Raw genomic sequence first — 20,502 nt, forward strand, 5'->3', positions numbered from 1 at the left:
AGTGGGGTTTTTGCAGGCCACCGTCTCGTTCGGGCTGGCGCGCGACGAGCTGCGCGACGGGCTGATGCAATACCTTCAGGATGTGGTGCATGCCGACAAGGCCGCGCAATAAGGCAGGGAAGGGGGCGGCGCGAGAAATTGGGCTGGGGGTCATGAGTGAGACCCCGACCGTATCGCGCAACATGCAATCGGCAATCTTTCGCAGTCAAATGTTGCAGAGCGCAATCTTGTTTGATTGCGTCATGCCTTGCGCCTTTTTTGCAGGACCGTCATGAAGGGCCTGTCAGGTTTTGCAAAGAGGAAATGGTCAGAGTGCTGACCAGGGGAGTGGCAAACGCAATCGCGGGCATCAGCGGCGGGCGTTTGTGCAGGACGCTCTTTAACGCAAACCGGGTTGGGCAGCCAGGATCGGCAGATAAGTTGTTTGGAATATTGAGGACCGGGAAAACCGGGCTGCAGCGGAGCAAATGAAATGTGCGGCATTGTAGGGGTTCTGGGAAATCATGAAGCAGCGCCCATCCTTGTAGAGGCGCTCAAGCGGCTGGAATATCGTGGATATGACAGTGCTGGGATCGCCACCGTGAACGACGGGATACTTGACCGTCGCAGGGCAGTGGGCAAGCTGGTGAACCTCAGCGATCTGCTGGTGCATGAGCCTCTGGCGGGCAAATCAGGCATTGGTCATACGCGTTGGGCCACCCATGGCGCGCCTTCTGTCACCAACGCCCATCCGCATCAGGCGGGCCCCGTGGCCGTGGTTCACAACGGGATCATTGAAAATTTCCGTGAGCTGCGCCTGGAGCTGGCGCAAAAGGGCCTGCAATCTGATACCGATACCGATACCGAAACCGTTGCCCTGTTGACGCAGCATTACATGGCGCAGGGGGCAGGCCCCGTTGAGGCCGCCAACAAGACACTGGATCGGTTGCAGGGTGCCTTTGCGCTGGCCTTTCTGTTTTCGGGTGAAGATGACCTGATGATCGCGGCGCGCAAAGGTTCGCCCTTGGCCATCGGTTATGGGGAAGGCGAAATGTTTGTGGGGTCTGATGCCATTGCGCTCAGCCCGCTGACGGATCGGATCAGTTATCTTGAGGAAGGCGACCGTGCGGTTCTTACCCGAAACAGCGTGGAGATCCGTGACGCTGCGGGCGCGCTGGCCAACCGCGAGATCCGGCTGATCCAGATCGACAACGCCCGGATCGACAAGGCCGGGCACAAGCACTTCATGGCCAAGGAAATCGCCGAGCAGCCTGGCGTGATCGGTCAGGCGCTCAGCCATTATCTGGACCATGACGGGCAGATTGACCTGCCAGGTGGTAATCTGGATTTTACCAAGGTCGACCGGATCACGATGGTCGCCTGCGGCACCGCATTCTATGCCTGTCTGACCGCGAAATATTGGTTTGAGCAAATCGCCCGGCTGCCTGTCGAGGTCGATGTGGCCTCTGAATTTCGCTATCGCGAACCACCCATTGCCGGGCGAACCATGGCAATTTTCGTCAGTCAGTCAGGTGAAACCGCCGATACGCTGGCGGCTCTGCGCTATTGCAAAGATCGGGCCTCGACGATCGTTTCGGTGGTCAATGTGCCCGAAAGTTCGATCGCGCGGGAGAGCGATCTGGCGCTGCCGATCCATGCCGGGGTCGAGGTGGGCGTCGCGTCGACCAAAGCCTTTACCTGCCAGTTGTCGGTGCTGTTCATGCTGGTGCTGCGTGCGGCGCGTGACCGCGGGGTGATTGATGATGTGCAGATGGCCAATCATGTCAGCGCGCTGCGCGGTCTGCCTGCGCTGATCAACACCGCGCTGGAACAGAACGACCGCATCCGCGAAACCGGGCGCAAACTGGCGGAGGCCCGGGATGTGTTGTTTCTGGGCCGCGGGCAGATGTATCCCCTGGCCCATGAAGGGGCGCTCAAGCTCAAGGAAATAAGCTATATTCACGCCGAGGCCTATGCGAGCGGCGAACTCAAGCATGGCCCCATTGCCTTGGTTGATGAACATGTGCCGGTGATCGTCATGGCGCCGCGCGATACGCTTTTCGACAAGACGGTCAGCAACATGCAGGAGGTGTTGGCGCGCAAGGGCAAGGTGATCCTGATCTCTGATGCCAAGGGGCTGGAAGAGGCCGGCGGGGATGTCTGGGACACGATCGAGATGCCCTCCTGCGCAGAGCCGATTGCCCCGATCCTTTATGCCATCCCGGCCCAGTTGCTGGCCTATCACACCGCCATCGCAAAAGGCACTGATATCGACCAGCCACGCAATCTGGCGAAATCCGTCACGGTAGAGTGACGACCAGAGCCGCTTGAGGCGCCAGTCATCGCCCCCGCCATGAGGAGATCATGGAGGGGGGGGCAACAGGCGGATAAAACGAATTCGTAATAGGGCAGGGGGCGTGGTCAGAACGCCTGGTCGTAGTCGCCGACGCCGGGTTCGGTGCGGATCACGGCATCGATTCCTGCAAAGATGGCGCGCAATTCTTCTTCGGAGTTCGAGCTTTCACATACCACCACCAGGTTTGGCGTGTTCGAGCTGGCGCGCACCAGCCCCCAGCTGCCATTGTCCAGGATCACCCGGGCCCCGTTTACGGTGACCACCTCCTTGACCTTGCGACCGGCCAATGTGTCGAGCACCTTGAGCTTGTCCACGATGCGCTCGAGGATGTCGTATTTTTCTTCATCCGCAGCATAGGGCGACAGGGTGGGCATGGCATAGGTCAGGGGCAGGGCGCGGCGCAGGTCAGACATGGACATGTCGGGATTGCGGTCCATCAGTTTGCAGATTTCCACCGCCACCCGCATGCCGCAGTCATAGCCGCGCCCGATCGGTTCGGCCAAGAAGTAGTGGCCCGATTTTTCAAATCCGGCCAGCGCGCCCAGTTCCTTGACCCGGCGCTTCATATGAGAATGCCCGGTTTTCCAGTAATCCGCCGTCACACCGTTTTTCAGCAATTCTGGGTCAGAGGCAAACAGCCCGGTTGATTTCACATCCGCCACGAAGGTCGCATTGGGGTAAAGCTTGCTGAGATCCCGCGCCATGATGACACCGACCTTGTCGGCAAAAATTTCTTCGCCCTCATCATCGACAACGCCACAGCGATCACCATCGCCATCAAAGCCAAGCGCGAAATCCGCGCCCGATGCTTTTACCGAGGCGCTCATGTCGTGCAGCATTTCCATGGCTTCGGGGTTGGGGTTGTAGTGGGGGAAGGTGTAGTCCAGCGTGTTGTGGCTATCGACCACCTCAACGCCCATGCGGGCAAACAGCTCAGGCGCAAAGGCGCTGGCCGTGCCGTTGCCGGTGGCGCAGACGACCTTGAGCGGCCGGGTCATCCTGAAATCGCCCACCAGGTCATCGAGATAGGCTTCGCGCACGCCTTCGACAAATTCATAAGAGCCGCCAGGGCGGTCTTCTCCGCGTCCTTCCAGAACGATATCGCGCAGCTCGGCCATCTCGTCGGGGCCATGGGTCAGCGGGCGTTCAAAGCCCATCTTTACTCCGGTCCAGCCATTGGGGTTGTGTGAGGCTGTCACCATGGCCACGGCCGGACAATCGAGATGGAACTGGGCGAAATAGGCCATGGGCGACAGGCAGGGGCCGATATCGCGCACATGAATGCCCGCCCGCATCAGCCCCAGAATCAGGGCGTTCTTGATGGCCAGAGAATAATCCCGGTAATCATTGCCGACCGCAATTTCGGGCTTGATGCCGCGCTGCTGGATCTGAGTGCCAAGCCCGAGGCCCAGAGCGGTGATGCCGGGCAGGTTGATGGCTTCGGGATACTGCCAGCGCGCGTCATATTCGCGAAAGCCCGTCGGGGCGATCATCGCGTCGCGCAGAAATTCCCAAGTGTTGGGCGTGACGGTGGCAAGGGGTTTGGTCATTTCAAAAAATCCTGCTTCAGGGCATATATGTTGGCCCACCTGATAGTGCCAAGCCGGGGGTGGTTCAACAGACGGGTACATCCTGGCATCGGGATCTGCGATGACGCAGGCCGTTTTGCGAACTGGTATCGGGAGTGTTGCCGGGCTTGTGGCGGTCATATCTGGTTAATTATTAACATAATCTTCATTATGAGATTATTGAGGGAGCCTTATGTGGATTCATAAATGAATTAAAATTTCTATATTAAAACAGTGAGTTAAATGGATATTGTTGCTAGGGTGTTGCCACCCCTGTCTGCGCTTTGAAGACCGTCGCAAGAACAAACGCCGAAGATACGCCCGCAATGGGGCGTGCTGCTTAGAGCGTTTCGAGACAAACTCGTGAGGCTGGTTTGTCTCGAAACGATTTACAGGGTTTTCAGCTGTGTGTTGATGCTGGCACGGCGGGCGGCAAGGGCGCCCATCGGATCGAGATCGGGATGCGATTTCAGGATCTCTGCCATGGCGCTGTCGGCCGATTCAAGCAGCTGTTTGGCTGTCGCGTGGTCGCCTTTGGTACGGGCGGCCATACCCAACTCGTGTTCTGCCGTAGCTTGGACTGCCAGTGCGGCAGCGCGGGCCGTTCCAGTTTGCTCGGCGGCCAGCTGGCTGGCTTGCTGGGCGGCATCGGCATAGTTTTCGGCCCGCAATTGGGTATGGGCATATTCCAGCCGAATACGTGCCTCCAGCGGGCCGGCAGCTTCGGCCAGTTTGGCATATTTGCGGGCGGCGAGGTCGTAATTCCCGGTTTCCAGCGCATCGCGCGCCACGCTGTACTGGCCGCGGAAAGTCTGTTGTCCAAACGGTGCCCCACTTTCGCAGCTGCCCAGTATCAGGGTTGCCACGCAGAGAAATCCCGTCTTCGTAAAGATGGAGTGCTGCATTTTCTGCTCGATTTATTGTCTTATTATTTTGGTCGAGACTAGCACGCAGCCCGGTATGCGTCCACAAAGGCAGCAGACCAGAGGGAATTCCGATGCGCCTTGTTGCTGCTTTGCTTACTTTGATCGCCCTTGCTGTTGCGGTCTGGGCCGGGGAGGCGCTGTTGCACGAGGTGCAGACCCCCCCGCCCGAGCCGGTGGCCGCCGATGTTCGGACCCCGGAACCCCAGCCGCCTGGCTCTGCTGCCCCGCCCCGGCAATGGCCTGCGCTGTTCGGTGAACCGCAGCCACCGGCCCCCCCGCCCGAGCCGGAACCGCAACCCCCTGTCGTGGAGCCGCAGCCCCCCGCCCCGGCCATGCCGCCGCTTGATAGTCTGGGCTATCGGCTGAAAGGGGTGGTCAGCATTAACGATGTGGTCTGGGCGATGATCTCGCATCCCACTGGTGAACGGGTGCTGCGGGTGGGCGATATCCTGCAGGATGATCTGGTGGTCACCGGGATCGAGGCCGACGCAGTCTGGATCAGCAATGGCCAGTCCGATCCGCAACGGCTGGAGTTTGTCGAATGATCCTGTCCAATGATCCGCAACTGCAGGATAGACGTGCTTTTTATGTCGAATTAGGCTAGGGTTGATGCAGAATTGAGGCAGGCTCCTGTTCCGTACCGGCAAAAGAACCGGACAACAACCGGGCCGAGAGGCAAGAACGAGAGACGATCATGGCACGATTTGAAAGGCTGCGGGTGGCGTGCGCCGCCCTGTTGATGATCCTTGTGGTGGCCGTGGGCTGGCCCGGGGCCGGGCGTGCTCAGGTGGCGCTGGACCTGCGCGATGCGGATCTGCGCAGCTTTGTTGAGATTGTCTCTGAAGCGACAGGGCGCAGTTTCGTGCTGGATCCTGCTGTGCGTGGCACCGTGACGGTGTTGGCGCCACACGATATTTCCCCCGATGAGCTTTATGAAGTTTTTCTCAGCGTTCTTGAACTTAATCGGCTGACCATTGTTGAGGGGGTCGGCTCGGACCGGATTGTGCCGATGACGGCGGCCCGCGAACTGGCGCCGGGATCCCGCCTCGGTGTGGCCGATGGCGGCTATGAAACCCGGGTGATCGAGGTCAAAAATGCGCCTCTGAATGAGATTATCGACGTTGTGCGCCCCCTTTTACCTTCCGAGGCGGTGTTGTCGGCGGTGCCGGGTTCTGATCTCCTGATCCTGTCGGACCGGGGTCAGAACCATCGCCGGATCGCGGCCTTGATCCAACGCCTCGACAAACCGCGAGACCGACCGATCGAAATGATCCGATTGCGCAATGCCGATGCGGGTGAGGTGCTGCAGGTGGTGCAATCGATGGATATCATCCCCGAAGACGGCAGCGTCACGGTGGACCGACGCTCCAATGCGCTGATTATCGCCGGGCCCGACGATCTACGCCGCCGGGTGCGCACCCTGGCCGCCCGGCTCGACACCCAGCAGAACAATACCACCAGTTCGGTCTATACGCTGAATTATGCTGAAGCGGCCGCCATGGCCGATGTGGTACTGCGCAGCCTTTCGGGCCGCGAGGAAGGGGCGACCAGCGGCCAGATTCAGATCGTACCGGAACCCCAGACCAATGCCCTGCTGATCACTGCGCCACAGGACCGGATGGACGATATTCACGCCATGATCCGCCATCTCGACCGTCGTCCGACACAGGTTCTGGTTGAGGCGGTGATCTTTGAGATGTCGGTTGAAGGATTCTCGGATCTGTCGGCGCAGTTTGGTGCAATCGTGAATTCGGCGATTGTCGGCGGCGCGCAGTTTTCGCTCGAAGGGCGACCCAGCCTGACCAACCTGGTGTCGGGGGTGATGAACGGTCAGGTTGTGGATGCCGGATCGGGCGGCGTGCTGGCAACCAGCCCGCAGAAAGGACAGAACGGTTTTGCCGCTTTCCTGTCGGCCATCGCTTCGACAAATTCCACCCGCCTGCTCTCGACCCCGTCGATCATGACCCTGAATAATCAGGAAGCCGAGATCGTGGTGGCCCAGAACGTGCCGTTCGTCACCGGTTCTTTCACCTCGACCGAAGGTGCCCAGCCCGAGAATCCATTTCAGACCATCGAGCGCCAGGATGTCGGCCTGACGCTGAATGTCACGCCGCGGATCAATGCCGACAGGACGGTCAAGATGGTGATCAAGCAGGAGGTGTCCAACCTGACGCGCCAAGCCGCCTCGTCGGGTGGGGAGATCACCTCGCGCCGGGCCCTGTCGACCACGGTTCTGGTGGGTGATGGCAATGTCATCATGCTGGGGGGGCTTTTGGAAAACGGCTCGGGTTCGGCCAGCCAGCGGGTGCCCGGCCTGTCGAACCTGCCGCTGGTGGGGGGGCTGTTTCGCGGCAAGAACGCCTCGCGCAATCAGCGTGTCCTACTGGTGATGCTACGCCCGCAAGTGGTGAATTCCGAGGCCGAGGCGAAAAAGCTCAGCCGTGCGCTGGCGCGCGAAGCCAAGGCGGCAAGCCTTGCCATTGCCCCGCTGGATGATGGAAACTACCCGCGGACCCCGGCCGGGGCCTTCCCGTTTGACGGGGCCGATCTTAACCAACCTTTTGATGCTGGATTTGTGGATGACATCGCGCAACGCAGAAACTTTCCGCCGCTCCCCAGCAGGCTCCGGTTCCGCAACGATTGATCCGGGCGTGGCCGCCCGTCTGCCCTTTGCCTTTGCCCGCGACCAGCAGGTGGTGCTGGATGGCGGGCAACTGATCGCCGGCCCTGGCGCGACGCTTCTGGGGCTGCGTGAGGCACAGCGCCGGGCCGGACCAGATGCGTCGGAGTATCGCGAAGAAACCGCCGCCGGGTTTGAAGCGGCCCTGATGCGCGCCTATCAGACCGGCGTCGGGGGCACGGACGATCCCGAGTTGAGCTTTGATCTGGAAGAGACGGGCACCACCGCGCGCGACCGTGATCTTCTGGAAGAGGCCAGTGATGCGCCGGTGATCCAGCTGGTCAACCAGCTCTTGCGCCGGGCGGTCAGCGCCGGGGCCTCGGATCTGCATGTCGAACCTTACGAGGGTGGGTTGCGCGCCCGCATGCGCATCGACGGGTTTTTGCAGCCGGTGATGGACCGCGATGATGTGCCGGTGCGTCGGGTGGTCTCGCGGCTCAAGGTGATGGCCGGACTCGATATCGCCGAAACCCGCCTGCCACAGGACGGGCGTATCCCGCTCCGGCTGGGAGGGCGGCTGATCGACACCAGGGTCAGCTCGCTGCCGGGCAATTATGGCGAACGTATCGTTTTGCGAATTCTGGATCGCTCCTCGGGGTTGATGCCGTTGGCCGATCTCGGGCTCGGGGAAGGTCAGGTGATGCTTCTTGAGCGGCTTTCGGCGTTGCCCAACGGTATCATCCTGGCCACCGGCCCCACCGGCGCGGGCAAGACCACGACGCTCTATTCCCTGTTGCAGCTGGCCAATCGGGACGAGCGCAACATCGTCACCGTCGAAGACCCGATCGAATATGATTTGCCGGGCATCAGTCAGAGCCAGATCAATGCCGAGATCGGCATGACATTCGCCGCCGGGCTGCGCGCCACCCTGCGCCAGGACCCGGATGTGATTCTGGTGGGCGAGATCCGCGATGGCGAAACCGCCAGTACCGCCGCACAGGCGGCCCTCACCGGGCATCTGGTGTTTTCCTCGTTGCACGCCAATGGATCGGTCGGCGCAGTGGTGCGGCTGCGCGATCTGGGGCTTGATAACTTTCTCATTGCCGCCACCTTGCGCGGGGTGATTGCCCAGCGTCTGCTGCGCAAGCTCTGTCCTGATTGTGCCGCACCACGCCCGCCCACCGCCTCGGACGCCGCGCATTTTGCGACCCACAACCTGGCTTTGCCATTACAGATCCGTGACCCAGTGGGCTGCGCACGCTGTGGGCAGTCCGGCTATGTCGGGCGGGTCGGAGTGTTTGAAATGATCGAGGTTGGCGAGGCCCTGCGCGCCGCTATCGACCGCGGCGCTTCGGAGGCCGAAATGAAGGCCGAGGCGCTGGATGCCGGTGAAACCTTGGTCGGCCAAGGCCTGCGCGAGGTGGCCGCCGGACGCACCAGCCTGGCCGAAGTTCTGCGGGTTGTCGGAGATGTGGCATGAGGGCGTTTTCCTATGTCGCCTTTACCGACGGCGGCCAGCGCCGGACCGGCACGGTGGTGGCCGAAACCGAAACCCACGCTGCCGAAGAGCTCAAGACCAAAGGGCTGTTTGTCTCGGAGCTGAGCCTGCGCAGCGCCCGCAGTGGGCCGGGTCTGTTCCGCCCCCGCCTGAACCCTGATCTGCAAGCGGTGTTCACCCGGCAGATGGCGGTTTTGCTGGCCGCCGACATGCCTGCCGAAGCCGCTCTTGAGGCGGTGCGCCAGGGCGGCCATCCGGCACTTGATGCCGTGGCGGCCCGGGCGCGCGCCGCCTTGATGGATGGCGCCAGCCTGTCGGAGGCGCTGGATGGCAGCGGCGCGGGATGGCCGGCCTATTACAGCGCTTCGGTGCGCGCCGGAGAAGTGGCAGGTGATCCGGCGGCGGTGTTTGGCGAACTGGCCGATCATCTGGAATCCCTGGGCACCGATAAGGCCAGGATTTCGACCGCGCTGCTCTACCCGGCCTTTGTCGCCGCCGTGTCTCTGATGGTTTGCGCCATCTTGATGACCACGGTCGCGCCCGAGATCGTGGCCATGTTCGAGCTTGGCAACCGGCCCCTGCCGGAGCTGACCCGCGTGGTATTGGGCATCAGCCGCTGGGCCGAAGAGCATATAGTAATTCTGGGCGGCGCAGCGGTCGGGCTTGTGGTGCTTTGGATATTGTCCGGGCGCATCGCCACCTGGCGGCAAGCCCGGGCCCGTATTTTTTTGCGTCTGCCGCTGGTCGGCAACATGATGCGGCGCGGTGCGGCAGTGCAGTATCTGCGCACGCTGGCGCTGGTACTCAAAAGTCGTCAACCGGTTCTTAATGCTACAGAAAGTGCCGCCGAAGTTCTGAGTATCGACAGATTTACCGCCGAGGCTCGTGCAGTCTCCCAGGCGGTGCATCAAGGCGAAAGTCTGAGCCAGGCGCTGATTCGGCTCAGCATCATCCCGCCGGTAGCCCGCCAGTTGATCAGCGCCGGTGAAGTGTCGGTGCGGCTGGCGCCGATGACCGAACGCGCGGCCATGATGGTGGAAAACGCCCTGTTGACCGAGCGCAAGCGCATCGCCGCAATTCTGGAGCCTTTGCTGATGATGCTGGTGGGGGCCTTTGTGCTGGTGATCGTGCTCGCCGTTCTGTTGCCGATCTTTGATCTGCAGGCAGTGGTGGCGGGGTAGAAACGCTTTAGTCCTCTGCGGTCGCCCCGGACAATTCCAGCGCCACATCTGCCAGTGACGGCGCGCGCCCCGGTTCGATCTGGGCCGAGGTGATCACATAGCCCCAATCCGGATCCTGCGCTTCGAGCCAGGCCATCAGATCGACGAACCGCACAGCGTCAAAGCTCAGGGCAATGCCGCCCGTTTCGCGGGCTTCCAGTCGGCTGATCGAGCCGCGCAATTGGGCCAATGTCAGGCTCTGTTCCAGCGCCGCCAGCCCGATCGGCGCGGCCACCACCGCGCGCGGCTCTCTTGTGGCGGGGGCAATGGCGGCGCTTTCACCGGCGCGCGTCGCCACCCAGGCATTCAGTACCTGGGCCTCGGTCAGGGCGCGTTCGGCGGCTTGCCGGGCCTGATGCAAGGGCAACAAGACCCCTAGCCCCAACGCCAGCGGCAGCACGATTCCGGCCAGCAGGCCGAGCAATACACGTTCGCGCGGGCTGCGGCGGGCCAAGGTGTCAATCAGGCTCATAAGGTGCCTCCGGAGATGCGTAGCTCTGCTTCGGCGCCGCTGTCCCCGGCACGCGATTGTGCCACCAGGACCGTAAGCCCCGCAGCCTGCAACGCCGCCACCAGCCGGTCGAGTGCGGCGAAATCAGTCAATACCAGTTGTACCCGCAGCCCTTGGGCGCTGTTGTGGCGGACCAGATCAATCGTTGCTCCTTCGCGCGCGAGAACCGGCGCCGCACGGCCGAATACGTCAAGAAATCCAGCCTTGTCCGGGTTGGTGTTGCCGCCATTTGTTGCCGCCTGCCGGTCTGCCAGTGCGCGCGCCACCTGGGTGCGGATGTCCAGAATCGGACCGGTCGGGACGAAATGCTCGCGGACCAGCAGCGTCGTTGCGCGGGTGAGGTCCGCGCGATGGCGGGTCAGGCGATCTATGGCAACCATCTGGGTGGCGGCCCAGATGCCGGCGGCAATCAGGGCGGCGATGGCGGGCCAGCGCCAGGGGAGGAGGCGGGCGCGCAGGCGGGTGCGGGCGGCCTGGGGGTTGCGGCGCAGATCGAAGGCAAGTTCGCCATGCGCCAGCACCCGGGCGTCGGCCTGCGCGATATCGCTCAGCACAGGAATGCCGTGGGCCTCGGCCAGGGCCTCGATTTCGGGCAGGGGATCATCGCCGAGCCGCAGGAAGCTGTGCGGTTTTTGCGCCGTTTCGGCCAGCGCCCGTGTGATCTGGGCCAGAGCCGCCGGGCGCGGCGCAGAGAAGCCGTCCTCAGGCCCAAGCCGGGCCATGATACCGGTCTTTGTCGCGCTCACGGTCCAGACATTTTCGCCCGCAGGCAGCGCCAGATAATCCGGCAGAACCGCGCGACAGGCCTGTCCGGCCAACCCCCGCCACCGCTCCATATCCGCGCGCCCCACAACCAGGGCCCGGGTCCAGGCCTCCTTGTCGCCCGACCCATAAAAGGGCCGCATTTCAACGGCTTCCACCCCCTGCCCGATCAAATCCCCAAGCTGCCGGCGGGCCACTTGTTCGCGGGTTTCGCCGCGCAGACCCTTGGGCAGATCAAGCGTCAGGATCGGCACCAGAGCCCCGGGCACAAGCGCCACCTGACGGGCCGAGGGCGTCGCGGCGCGCCGGGCTTCGGATGCCCCTGCGGAGGGGGCGTCAAGCCGGATGAAGTCTGCCGTCTGGGCGGTCATGGGCACGCTTTTCTGGTCTTTGGCCACTGGTGTGGCGGCGGCGGTTCGGGTCTGGGGTCGTCTCATGACTGTTGTCATTTTCACCGGGGCGTCAAACGAATTTACCGGGTTGCATCATGCCGCCCTCTCGCGCCACCGGGGCCGGTCCGGGCGGACAGGCGCCACTGGTTAACGCCATATCGCAGCGCCCGAATCGCTGTGCACGCCCCGGCTGACATCCGTATGACTCCCGGCTGCCGGGTTTTGCGGATTGGCCGGGTTAACGCAACGCACGGTTAGCATCGGGTTAAGATGGCCCGAGGTGTCCGGCGTCGCTCTCGGGTCGAGTTCTGACATGGGCGGCCTCACTCGCGGAAATCCAGATGCCAGACCAGCTGTGGCCCGACGGGTGGCCCCAGCCGCCGGATCACCGCCTGCCGGGAGGCGCGGGCCGTGGCGCTGTCTGGCGCGCCGTTCGCGGCGGTTTCAGAGCCAAACCGGGCGCTGCTTGTCAGACCGAACCAGGACGAGCCGGCTTGGAAGCGTTCAAGGTCGACGCCATCGAGGGCCAGCTCGCCAAACCGGGCCAGCAAGCGTTCACCGATATCCTCGCGCGAGATGAAAGGCGTGTGCTGGCGCTCCTGCACCAGAAACCCGGCCAGCGCCGGGCGCGCGGCGGGCAACATCGCGGCCAGCACTTCGGGCGTGGCGGTGTTGACGTTGAGCAAGGTGTCGCCGGGCAGCGCGGCGACATGGCGGGCAAGGCGGACATAGTGGGCCGGGCGGATCCCCGGCATCTGGCGTAGTTGTGCGGGCATCAGCACCGCGCCGCCGACCGGATTGATGGCCGGTTCCAGGGCGGCATAGGCGGATTTGTCCTGTGGCCCGCCGGGACGCAGAAAGGCGCGGATCGCATCACCCTGGGTCACGGGCAGCCCGAGCCGCGTCAGCAGCACATCGAAGGCGGCAGAGGCCGCGGTGTCTTCGGGATTGGCCAGCCAGTTGAGATTGAACCGGCCTTGCAGATCGTGGATTTCGCCGGTGACTTCGCCGCGATCAAGCGTCACCGGGGGCAGCTCCAGCGCCCAGCTTTCGCCAAGGTGATCCGCGCCGCCGCCGACATCGCCAGCCAGCAGATGCAGCGCCAGCGCATCGAAGGCATCGAGATATTGTTCGATCTGCGCGGCCTGTTGTGTCGCCATCAGCCGCAGCCGCAACCCTTCGGAGTGTTGCAGCAAGACCACCACCACGGCGGCCAGAGCCGCGACCAGCACCAGCGCATTGACCAGAACGAAGCCCCGGGAGGAGGTCGGGCGCCGAATCATGGCCGGAATCATGGCCGGAATCATGGCAGCACCTCGACCAGCAGCAGATCGCCGGAGGCACGGGTTTTCAGGTGCAGCTCGATCGCCAGCGGCAACTGATCGGAATAGGATTCGGGCGCGGCGGCGAGTTGATCGCCATCGCTGTTGGCTGCCTCGGGGGGGGAGGAATCCTGCGTGTCCAGACGCAGCCCGTTGATCCAGCCGACGCCGCTCCAGTAGCTGCGCAGTTCCAGCCCATCGACCCCGTCGAGCACCACAACCGCGGGCCCGGCCTGATCCGCCGATACCGGCCAGAGCGTCGGCCAACCCTGTCGCATCAGCTGTGCGCTGTCGGGATCGACCCACCAGGCCACCCGCCCCAGCCCCGGCGGCTGGCCATTCGGGCGCGGCACCGCGGTGGAGAGCGAAAACCCGGCCCCCGCGTTGGTGCGCTCGGCCAGCGCGGAGCGTGGCGGGGCCTCGTCAGGGGGGAAAAACAAGAGCGGCAGCGCCTGACCCAGATCGCGGCGCAAAAGGCCGGTGGCATAGAGCAGGTCACGTTCGTTTTGCGCCCGCGCGCTAAGGGTGTCGCGCTGGATCAGCATGGCCGAGAGGGCCTGTACCCCCATGACGGCCACCAGCGCGAACACCGCCATGACCACCACCAGCTCGATCAGGGTCAGGCCGGATTGTCGGCCGGTGTGGTGTCTGGATAGGGTCATCCGCCCGGCCCCGGTCTTGGCGGCAGGTGGCTGACCAGAAGCGCGCCTGCGCCGCCGGTTTGCCCGCTCGGGCGCACGGCGATTTCGACCTGGATGAGGCCGCTGGCGGTGGTTGTGCGGGTCTGGGTTATGGCAAAGCGCCGCCCGGCCATTTCGACCTGTTCGGGCAGCGGGTGGAACGGGCCATGAAGGCGCAACTCGGCGGCGCGGTTGTGCGCGACGATCCCGGCCAGGGCACGATCCGGCGCCGCCCCGATCTCGAGGCGGGCCTGATCGGTGCCGCGCACCGCCGCCAGCGTGCCGATCGACAGGACCAGCACCGCCACCGCCAGTTCCAGCAGGGTCATGCCGCGATCCTGGCCGCGCTCGCGGCGGTTTTTGCAAGCTGTCATCCGCTGGTGCATATCAGCCCCGTCCAGCCATCGCTTTCGCAGCGCGCGCCGCCGCGAAACACCAGCGCAAAGGCGCTGGAGCGGCCATCGGGCAAGAAGATCAGCTGTGGCGCGCGCGATCGTGTATCGAGCCGGTCGGGAACCGTCAGTGTCGGGCGGGAGCGCCAGCGCTGAACCTGGCCGACCGTCTGCCAGCCGTCCTGATCCGGCAGCGCGCGTTGCAGGCCCGCAGGCGTCACCGCGAGCCCGCTGGTGCGCCCGCTCAGCACCGCCAGATCGCGGGCCTGCTCAAAGGCCAGTTGGAAGCGTTGGGCATCGCCGGGTCCGGGGCGCGCGCCGGTGGCAAGGACGGCGCCGACGCTGAGCACTGCCATCACGGCGATGACCACCACAAGCTCGATCAGGGAAAACCCGTCGTCGGGGGCCGTGGCCGTATGTCTGCCCGGCTGGTGGTCAGGGCGACAAGGCCGGGGCCAGAAAGGGGGCCAGAAAGAAAGGGTCAGGATGGGCCCCATGATCCGATATCCGCATTTGCGCCGCTGCCCCCTGAAACCCCGTCGGCGCCATAGCTGAAAACATCGAATTCGCCGTGCACGCCGGGCAGGAGATATTGATAGGGCTGGCCCCAGGGGTCGATTGGCAAGCGCTCCATATAGCCGCCCGTGGCCCAGTTTTTCGGCACCGGATCGGTGGTCGGTTTGTTGACCAACGCGGCCAGCCCCTGTTCGGTGGTGGGGTAGCGGAAATTGTCGAGCCGGTAGAGCTTGATGGCGCTGGAGATGGCGGCGATGTCGGATTGGGCGCGCGCGGCGCGGGCCTGGTCGGGGCGGTCGATGACGCGCGGCACGATCACCAGCGCCAGGATCGACAGGATCACCACCACAACCATCAGTTCGAGGAGCGAAAACCCGGCATCGCGGGTGTCTTGGGATGGGCGGGCGGCGAAAACCATTCACAGATCCTTTCAAAGGGTCGGGCCATGATAAGGCCTTTCGCGAAAAACCTGCAACATGGGGTTTGGTGCACCCCGAAGGAAATATGGCGACGGCCAAGAGGTGTTTGCAGCTCGAAGGGGAAAATGCAGGAGCGGGCTGACAATCGGCGTGGCGCGCCCTATCACCGGCAATATGCAACCGCTCTCGCCCCTTGGTCTTCTGCTGCTGATCTCGGCCCCGGCCTTTGGCTCGTTCCTGGCGGTGCTGGCCGACCGGCTGCCGCGCGGGCAAAGCCTTGTCGGGCGTTCGGCCTGCCGCAGTTGCGGCGCGCCGCTGGCCGCGCGTGATCTGGTGCCGGGGCTGTCGTTTCTCATCAATGCGGGGCGCTGTCGCCGGTGCGGCGCGGCGATCCCGCCCTGGCTGCTTTACATGGAGATTGCCGCCACCGGGCTGGCCGTGATCGCGCTGGTGGGCACGCGCGATGCCGGGCTGGCCTGGCTGGTGGCGGGGTTCTTGTGGTGCCTGTTGGCGCTGATCGTCTGTGATCTGCGCAGCCTGCGCCTGCCCGATCTGCTGACCGGGGCGCTGTTCGTGCTGGCGCTGGCGCTGAGCGCGCGGATCGGTATGGCGGGGCTGGGGGAGGCGCTGATCGGGGCGCTGGTGGGGGCCGGGGCCTTCTGGGCAATCCGCGCCGCCTATCAGATCCTGCGCGGGCGCGAGGGGCTGGGGCTGGGCGATGTCAAGCTGATGGCCGGGCTGGGCGCTGCACTTGGCCCGCTCGATCTGCCGCTGATGGTGCTGTTGGCCAGCCTGGCCAGTCTGGCCGCGGCGCTGACCGGCATCATCACCACGGGGCAGCGGCCTGCCGCCACCACCCCCCTGCCCTTCGGTGCCGCGCTGGCGGCGGCGGGCGGGCTTTTGTGGGTGGCGCGCCATCTGCCGCTCTGAGCGGCGAGGCCCTGACCTTAATCGCGTGTTTCAGGTTTGGCCGAAACCCACTAGGATCGTCGGTATTTGATCGATCCCTTATCGCAACCTTTTATCACAGAGACCCTCATGCCGCACTCCTTGCTTGCCCGTTTTACTGTTTTTGCCCTGACCTTTGCCCTGACCCTTGTGATCCACGTCCAGCCACTCGCGGCCCAGGATACAGGCCAAAACACAGCTCAGGATATGGCCGAGAGCAGCGACCCGGCGCCCGCCGCCCTGCCCGACATGGCCGAGATCGAACAGGCCTGGCAGCGCGAGGACTTTGTCTTTGTGCGCCGCGGGCTGGAACGGCTGGCGCGTGAAACCGGCAGCGCACTGGCGCAATATCGCTATGGGCGTGTCCTGTTGGAGGGGCGCGGCGGGCCGACCGAGATCGACGAAGCCGCCGACTGGCTGCAAAAGGCGGTGGATCAGAACCACGCCCCTGCCGCGGCCCTGCTGGCCAAGCTCTATCTCAGCAACCTGGACCGGGATGAGCCGATCAAGCTGCAGCGCGATCCGGCGCGGGCCGCGGATCTGCTGGAATTGGCGGCGGCGCTCGGGCTGGCCGAAGGGCAATATGAGTTGTCGCGGCTTTATTCTGCCGGGCTGGGGGTGGAGCGTGATGACAAGGCGGCGTTTCGCTGGCTTCTGGCGGCCGCCGGGCAGCAGCATGTCAAAGCCCAGTTTGCCCTGGCGCTGGCCTATTCCAGCGGGCGCGGCACCAAGGAGGATGTCGCCCAGACCATCGAATGGCTGACCGTGGCGGGCGAAAATGGCTATGTGCCGGCGCAATATGCCCTGGGGCGCACCTATGCCCGTGGTGAAAGCGTGCCGCAAGATCCGGAGCAGGCGGTCACCTGGTTTACCCGCGCCGCCGAGGCCGGGTTGCCCGCAGCGCAGCGCCAGTTGGGCGGGATCTATCTGACCGGTCAGGGCGTGGCACAGGATGTCGCCGCCGGGGTTGGCTGGCTGGAAAAGGCCGCCAAGGGGCAGGATGTCGAGGCCATGGTGATATTGGCCCGGGCCTATGCCACAGGTCAGGGGGTCGCGCACGACGATGCCGCCGCCGCGAAGTGGTATGCAAGGGCCGATCAATTCGGATATGGCGGCGCGACGCTGGCGCTGGCGGCGATGTATGAGGTCGGGCGCGGTGTGGCGCAGGATTTTGATCGCGCCCTGGAACTCTATCAGAAGGCGTTGTCCCTGCCGGGAGGAGAGAAGGCGGCTGTGCTGCTGGGCCAGATGGCGGTGCGTGGCAAGCTGGAAGGCCGCTTTGCGCCGCATCGCATGGTGCCCTGGGGTCTGGCGGCGTTGCAGAACGGCGATACCGAAGCACAACCCTGGTTGCAGGCACAGGCGCGCACCGGGCTGAGAGAGGCGCAGGCGGGGCTGGCGGCGCATTATCTCAACATCCCGGAGCAGGCCGCCGAGGGCGCGGAATTTCTTGAACTGGCGGCGCGCGGCGGCGATCCGGAGGCCCAGCAGCGGCTGGGCCGGATGTATATGACCGGCGAGCATGTGGCGTTGGATTATGTCGCCGCCCATAGCTGGTTCAATATTGCCGCCACGCTGGGCCGGGGCGAGGCGATCGAGCTGCGCGCCACCGTGGCCGCGCTGATGACGCCCGAGCAGGTGGCCGAGGCGCAGGCGCGCGCGCGTGACTGGTTTGCGAGTGAAGAGCCGCAGCCGCCCGCCACCGAGCAAAGCGTGAGGGAGGTAAACCAATGAGGCCGGCGCTTGTTTTGCTGGTGCCTCTCTGGCTGTTGATCTGTGGGGGGGTTCTGGCGCAGGGCGACAGCCCTGAGATACGCGCCTTGCAAGACCGGGCGCTGGCGGGTGAAGGCGGCGCACAGGCCGCGCTGGCGCAGCGCTATCACAGGGGCGACGGGGTGTTGCAGGATTATGCCCGCGCCGCCGAGTGGGCCCTGCGCGCGGCCCAACAGGGCGATGCGATGGCGCAGAACCTGCTGGGCCGGTATCTGAGTGCCGGGCTGGGCGTAGAGCAGGATTCTGAACAGGCCTTGTATTGGATGCGCCAGGCTGCGGCGCAGGGCGCGCCGGAGCATCTCTATGATCTCGGTCTGTTGCTGGACGGTGGCGCGCCGCAAGAGGCCGCCCAGGCCTATGAGGCCGCCGCCAGGGCGGGCCATGTCGAGGCGGCTGTCAGTCTGGGCGTGCTCTATCAGGCCGGGCGCGGTGTGGCGCAGGATCATGCCCGTGCGTTCGCGCTTTATACCGAGGCCGCCGAACAGGGCAGCGCGCGGGCGCAAAACAACCTCGGGCTGCTTTACGTGCGCGGCCAGGGCACGGCGCAGGATTACGAGCGCGCCGCCGCCCTGTTTGCCGCCGCCGCCGAGCAGGGTCTGAAGCAGGCGATGACCAATCTGGGGGTGATGTATGCCAACGGCTTTGGCGTGCCGGTCGACGATGCGCGTGCCGCCGAGCTTTATCGGGCAGGCGGGCAAGCGGGGGGCGCGCCGGCGGCGACCGGGGGCGATGGCGTGCCGCTGGTCTATGATGCGCGGCTGGCCGCTCTGGTTGTGGATGACGCCTTGCGACAGGCGGCGCGGGCGGGCGATCCGGTGGCGCAGTTTCAGCTGGGCTGGGTGTTGGTGCAGGCGGATGACGGCGGGCAGCCGCGACAGGCGGCGGCCCTGTTCCGGGCGGCGGCGGAGGCCGGATATGCCCCGGCAATGACCAATCTGGGGGTGATGTATTTCGAAGGGCTGGGCGTGCCGCAGGACTACATGCTGGGCCAGATGTGGTTGACCCGCGCCGCGATATCGGGCCTGCCCGGCGCCGAAGCGGCAAAGGCGCGCTATGACCGTTTGCCCACCACGGCGCAATTCAACGAGGCTCAGGCATTGGCCCAGAGGTTGACCCGAAAATAGCGCCGCCGGGCGGTCATGCCAATATTCTGCCCCAAAATCGCCGCAAAAAGGTAGTTTTGTTAACTTTTAGCTACCGAAATGACCCTTTCTGGCATATAGTTACATTATTAGTACAGGATACCGCCGGGATTATTCAGGCGGAGACGGTGAATCGGTAAGTCCATTACCTGTTTGAAAAAAGTTGGCAAAAAGACAATGAGAGACATGCGTATTCCAAGCCGTTTTGGCAAGAATCTGGTATTTTCCCTGGCTTTGATCGTGGCGAGCACGGCCCAGGCAATTGCGGCAGAGCCGGTGCAGCAGCATAATTCCAACGCTGTTTGGTTTGAAAACTGGACCGGGCTCAGCAACGCGACCATGGTCGTCAAGGCGCCTAACGGCAAGATCACCGAAATTTTCACCGCCAGCGGCACCCCGGTGTTTCAGCTTGCGGGGCGTGATGTGCTCGATGGGGTCTATCGCTATGAATTGCGCGCCGCCACCGACGAGAAGGTGGCCATCGTGAACCCGATCGACAACGGCCGCGGCGATGCCGCCTCTGACAGCGTGGCCAAGGCGTTCATAAGTAACGGGCATTTTGTCGTCTCGCGCGGGGTCATTATCACCCCGGAAGAGATCAAGGAAGAAGATAGCTGAAGAAGACAGCCAAGCCCATTTACCCAAAGGAGATTGATATGAATTGTGCAACGAAACATTTTCTGGCCGCCGGGGTCAGCACGCTGGGCCTGATGGTCGGCGCGGCCCAGGCCGATGTCGTCCATGCCGATGACGTGATTGTCGACGGCAGCCTCTGCGTCGGCAACGATTGCGTCAGCGGCGAAGCCTTCGGCTTCGACACGATCCGGCTGAAGGAAAACAACCTGAGGATCAAGTTCGATGATACCTCGAACTCGGCCAGTTTCCCCAGAAACGACTGGCAATTGACCGCCAATGACACCTCCAATGGCGGCGCCGAAAAGTTCTCGATCGACGATATCACGGGCAGCCGCACCCCGTTCACCATCCTGGCGGGCGCGCGCACTAATGCGCTGTTTGTCGATGCTCAGGGCGACGTTGGCTTTGGCACCTCGAACCCGGTTGTCGGTCTGCATAGCGTGAGCGGCAACACACCGACCCTGCGGCTGGAGCAGGATGGCTCTTCGGGTTTCACCGCACAGACCTGGGATGTGGCGGGCAACGAAGCCGGGTTCTTCATCCGTGACACGACCAACGGCAGCACGCTGCCGTTCCGTATTCTTCCGGGTGCGAGCAGTCAGTCACTTGTGATCGACGGCGACAATAACGTAGGCATCGGCGCCGGCACCAACCCCGAAGCCGCGCTGCATGTGAAGCGCGCAACCGGCGGCCCGGCCGAACTGTTCCGCCTGACCAACAATGCGGGCGGCTATATCGGGCTTGAGGATGGCTCGGTCGCGGCGGGTGACAACACCGGCCGGATCTGGAACATGCAGAATATCGCCGGTGAATATCGCATCACCACCGCCCCCGGCGGCGGT

General features: G+C 64.0%; 21 protein-coding genes. 11 read left to right on the plus strand and 10 right to left on the minus strand.

The genetic code is table 11. From position 1 onward, the window contains the following. The coding region (locus tag LZG00_20905) for a UTP--glucose-1-phosphate uridylyltransferase (GenBank protein MCF3596451.1) at window positions 1–112 on the plus strand (112 nt) is incomplete at its 5' end. A 360-nt stretch (window positions 113–472) separates the two neighbouring features. Then, the gene (glmS, locus tag LZG00_20910) at window positions 473–2,293 is read left to right on the plus strand and encodes a glutamine--fructose-6-phosphate transaminase (isomerizing) (protein ID MCF3596452.1); all 1,821 of its coding nucleotides are present in this window, start codon (window positions 473–475) and stop codon (window positions 2,291–2,293) included. A 107-nt stretch (window positions 2,294–2,400) separates the two neighbouring features. On the opposite strand, the gene LZG00_20915 is transcribed toward glmS, so the two are convergent. Together LZG00_20915 and LZG00_20920 are read right to left on the minus strand one after the other, a co-directional pair. Next, window positions 2,401–3,885: a phosphomannomutase/phosphoglucomutase gene (locus tag LZG00_20915; protein MCF3596453.1), complete on the minus strand. Its 1,485-nt coding sequence runs from the start codon at window positions 3,883–3,885 to the stop codon at window positions 2,401–2,403. 407 nt (window positions 3,886–4,292) lie between these two features. Then, window positions 4,293–4,769, minus strand: a complete 477-nt coding sequence (locus LZG00_20920; protein MCF3596454.1) for a hypothetical protein — start codon at window positions 4,767–4,769, stop codon at window positions 4,293–4,295. Window positions 4,770–4,900: 131 nt separating this feature from the next. On the opposite strand from LZG00_20920, the gene LZG00_20925 reads away from it, so the two are divergent. From LZG00_20925 to LZG00_20940, 4 genes are all read left to right on the plus strand, one after another. Then, the gene (locus tag LZG00_20925) at window positions 4,901–5,374 is read left to right on the plus strand and encodes a hypothetical protein (protein MCF3596455.1); all 474 of its coding nucleotides are present in this window, start codon (window positions 4,901–4,903) and stop codon (window positions 5,372–5,374) included. Between the two features lie 149 nt (window positions 5,375–5,523). Next, on the plus strand, window positions 5,524–7,473 hold the full coding sequence (locus LZG00_20930; GenBank protein MCF3596456.1) for a type II secretion system protein GspD: 1,950 nt from the start codon (window positions 5,524–5,526) through the stop codon (window positions 7,471–7,473). Then, window positions 7,409–8,929, plus strand: coding sequence for a GspE/PulE family protein (locus LZG00_20935; protein MCF3596457.1), 1,521 nt, complete (start codon window positions 7,409–7,411; stop codon window positions 8,927–8,929). Before LZG00_20930 ends, LZG00_20935 begins: the two co-directional genes overlap by 65 nt. Beyond that, window positions 8,926–10,128: a type II secretion system F family protein gene (locus LZG00_20940; protein ID MCF3596458.1), complete on the plus strand. Its 1,203-nt coding sequence runs from the start codon at window positions 8,926–8,928 to the stop codon at window positions 10,126–10,128. Before LZG00_20935 ends, LZG00_20940 begins: the two co-directional genes overlap by 4 nt. A gap of 7 nt (window positions 10,129–10,135) precedes the next feature. Here LZG00_20940 and LZG00_20945 read toward each other — a convergent pair whose 3' ends face one another. The 8 genes from LZG00_20945 to gspG all read right to left on the minus strand — a co-directional run bounded on the left by LZG00_20945 (window position 10,136) and on the right by gspG (window position 15,160). Then, entirely contained in the window at window positions 10,136–10,639 is a 504-nt protein-coding gene (locus LZG00_20945; GenBank protein ID MCF3596459.1) for a type II secretion system protein M, read from the minus strand. After that, window positions 10,636–11,877 carry a type II secretion system protein GspL gene (gene gspL / locus LZG00_20950; protein MCF3596460.1) on the minus strand — a complete coding sequence of 414 codons (1,242 nt, stop codon included), beginning with the start codon at window positions 11,875–11,877 and terminating at the stop codon, window positions 10,636–10,638. The genes LZG00_20945 and gspL overlap by 4 nt, the downstream gene beginning before the upstream one ends. 102 nt (window positions 11,878–11,979) lie before the next feature. Beyond that, on the minus strand, window positions 11,980–12,147 hold the full coding sequence (locus LZG00_20955; GenBank protein ID MCF3596461.1) for a hypothetical protein: 168 nt from the start codon (window positions 12,145–12,147) through the stop codon (window positions 11,980–11,982). Between the two features lie 8 nt (window positions 12,148–12,155). Next, window positions 12,156–13,115 carry a type II secretion system minor pseudopilin GspK gene (gene gspK, locus LZG00_20960; GenBank protein MCF3596462.1) on the minus strand — a complete coding sequence of 320 codons (960 nt, stop codon included), beginning with the start codon at window positions 13,113–13,115 and terminating at the stop codon, window positions 12,156–12,158. A gap of 20 nt (window positions 13,116–13,135) precedes the next feature. After that, window positions 13,136–13,816, minus strand: coding sequence for a prepilin-type N-terminal cleavage/methylation domain-containing protein (locus LZG00_20965; protein ID MCF3596463.1), 681 nt, complete (start codon window positions 13,814–13,816; stop codon window positions 13,136–13,138). Continuing rightward, window positions 13,813–14,163, minus strand: a complete 351-nt coding sequence (locus LZG00_20970; protein MCF3596464.1) for a type II secretion system protein GspI — start codon at window positions 14,161–14,163, stop codon at window positions 13,813–13,815. The genes LZG00_20965 and LZG00_20970 overlap by 4 nt, the downstream gene beginning before the upstream one ends. A gap of 41 nt (window positions 14,164–14,204) precedes the next feature. Then, the gene (locus tag LZG00_20975; GenBank protein MCF3596465.1) at window positions 14,205–14,723 is read right to left on the minus strand and encodes a GspH/FimT family pseudopilin; all 519 of its coding nucleotides are present in this window, start codon (window positions 14,721–14,723) and stop codon (window positions 14,205–14,207) included. Further along, complete coding sequence (gene gspG, locus LZG00_20980) at window positions 14,708–15,160, minus strand: type II secretion system major pseudopilin GspG (GenBank protein MCF3596466.1); 453 nt, start codon at window positions 15,158–15,160, stop codon at window positions 14,708–14,710. The genes LZG00_20975 and gspG overlap by 16 nt, the downstream gene beginning before the upstream one ends. A gap of 151 nt (window positions 15,161–15,311) precedes the next feature. Between gspG and LZG00_20985 the strand changes: the two genes are divergently transcribed. The 5 genes from LZG00_20985 to LZG00_21005 form a co-directional block, all read left to right on the plus strand. Next, window positions 15,312–16,091, plus strand: coding sequence for an A24 family peptidase (locus tag LZG00_20985; GenBank protein MCF3596467.1), 780 nt, complete (start codon window positions 15,312–15,314; stop codon window positions 16,089–16,091). 108 nt (window positions 16,092–16,199) lie between these two features. Next, entirely contained in the window at window positions 16,200–17,843 is a 1,644-nt protein-coding gene (locus tag LZG00_20990; GenBank protein ID MCF3596468.1) for a hypothetical protein, read from the plus strand. Beyond that, window positions 17,840–19,006, plus strand: coding sequence for an SEL1-like repeat protein (locus LZG00_20995; protein ID MCF3596469.1), 1,167 nt, complete (start codon window positions 17,840–17,842; stop codon window positions 19,004–19,006). The genes LZG00_20990 and LZG00_20995 overlap by 4 nt, the downstream gene beginning before the upstream one ends. A gap of 204 nt (window positions 19,007–19,210) precedes the next feature. After that, a complete protein-coding gene (locus LZG00_21000) occupies window positions 19,211–19,642 on the plus strand; it encodes a hypothetical protein (GenBank protein ID MCF3596470.1) in 432 nt (143 codons plus the stop codon). A 38-nt stretch (window positions 19,643–19,680) separates the two neighbouring features. After that, on the plus strand, window positions 19,681–20,502 hold an 822-nt coding region (locus tag LZG00_21005), incomplete at its 3' end, for a hypothetical protein (GenBank protein MCF3596471.1).

The sequence above is a fragment of the Rhodobacteraceae bacterium LMO-JJ12 genome (assembly GCA_021555075.1).
Lineage (GTDB): Bacteria > Pseudomonadota > Alphaproteobacteria > Rhodobacterales > Rhodobacteraceae > JAKGBX01.